The sequence below is a fragment of the Oleiphilus sp. HI0061 genome (assembly GCF_001635675.1).
On record NZ_LWFE01001524.1, the window covers coordinates 1 to 1567 of the forward strand.

Below are 1567 nucleotides of genomic sequence, written 5' to 3' on the forward strand. Positions count from 1 at the left end.
AGAGCATGGAATGCAGGGTGAAGTTTTTTAAACTCGAGGAAATTTTCAAATACTGACTTGGTTAACTGGTAGATAACCTCGTCGGGTGTATCTTTAGAGCTTACTAGTGTCGCACCTACGCCAAATGATTTTATTTCATTTGGGTTGCCTCGGTACATACCAGCCGGAATGGTGACTTCGTGATAATATGCGTTGTCAGTGACTAGCTGATTAACTTCGGAACCTTCAACATCAATAAGAATGCTATCGCAATCTGAGGTCGCAGCTTTAATCGAGGCGCTAGGATGCCCAGCCATAAAAATCATGGCATCAAACTGCTTGTCGCATAGTGCTTTTGATTGATCTGAGGAGCTGAGTTCAGATACTTGTGAAAAAAGGCTGCTTCCCCAGCCGAGTGCCTGCATGAGAATTTCCATAGTGGCACGATGACCAGAGCCTTTATTACCTATATTAATTCGTTTACCTTTCAGGTCATTTAAAGTTTGGATGCCCGAATCTTTTCGTGCGACGACAGTAAATGGCTCGGAGTAAATAGAAAATACTGAGCGTAACGCTGGGTCTCTGCCTTCTGAGGAAAATACTTCACTGCCTTGTACTGCGTGATATTGCCAGTCGGACTGAACAACTGCCATATCCAAGTCCAGTTCTCTGACTTTTCGTAAGTTGTACAATGATCCCTGGGTGCTTTCAACGCCACAGCGTATACCGTGCTCGGAACGTTGACGATTGATCATCCTGCATACTGCGCCGCCTGTTGGATAATACACTCCGGTGACACCACCGGTACCGACAATCATATAGTGCTTGTCACGAGCAAGGCTGAGCTCGGAACTGCCGAAAAGAAAGACGAAAATACAAAGCTTAGCCAGCTTCAATTTGCCGAACAAACTCAAAGTTTTTGACCTACGACCTAGCATACGTTTCCTTATTGAAGCTGCTTGTATCAGCACCTTACCCTTTTCATTGAAGAATAATCTTTTTGGAAAAGATTTTCTACACGATATTGTTGTGAAAGAGAAAAACAGAATTATGCTGTTACACTTATTGAAGGCCCTTAACAAGCAGTTTCTTTTCGCTATGAATAAGCTGATTCAACCGATATTTTTGCTGATGAATCGATTAACTTACCGTGGTAAGTTTATGTTGATCTCATCGGTTTTCGCGATCCCCTTGGCTCTGTTTGCTGTGCAGTTAGCATTTAATGCGCATCAGCAACTAGAACAAGCACAGCACACTCGCTCTGGCTTTAACTATCTTCGCCAATCAACAGAACTTATCGAAGACTTGGAAACGATACGAGATATAACTGTTGTTGTCTCTTGGAAGAGTGACTCCTTCTTGGTTTCAAAGCTTGATGCTGTTAAGAAGCGGGCTTATGGTCGTATTCTGGATCTAAGCGAAAAATTAAGTTCTAACGCTAGTAGCAAGTACTTACTAAGTCTTAAGGAAAAGTTTGAAAAGGACGGTTTTATTCGCGGAAATGAGGCAGGAAGGGTCGATAAGATTTATGAAGAGGCACATATTATGGTCGGTCAGGCGTATAGCTGGAGAAGGCAAGTTTCTTATC

At 42.8% G+C, this 1567-nt stretch carries 2 protein-coding genes; one reads left to right on the forward strand and one right to left on the reverse strand.

Translation table 11 applies throughout. The features are described from left to right. Positions 1-893, reverse strand: an 893-nt coding sequence (locus A3735_RS23780) for a TAXI family TRAP transporter solute-binding subunit (RefSeq protein ID WP_197486005.1), incomplete at its 3' end; no start/stop codon positions are given. 184 nt (positions 894-1077) lie between these two features. On the opposite strand from A3735_RS23780, the gene A3735_RS23785 reads away from it, so the two are divergent. Further along, on the forward strand, positions 1078-1567 hold a 490-nt coding region (locus tag A3735_RS23785), incomplete at its 3' end, for a hypothetical protein (protein WP_156499874.1).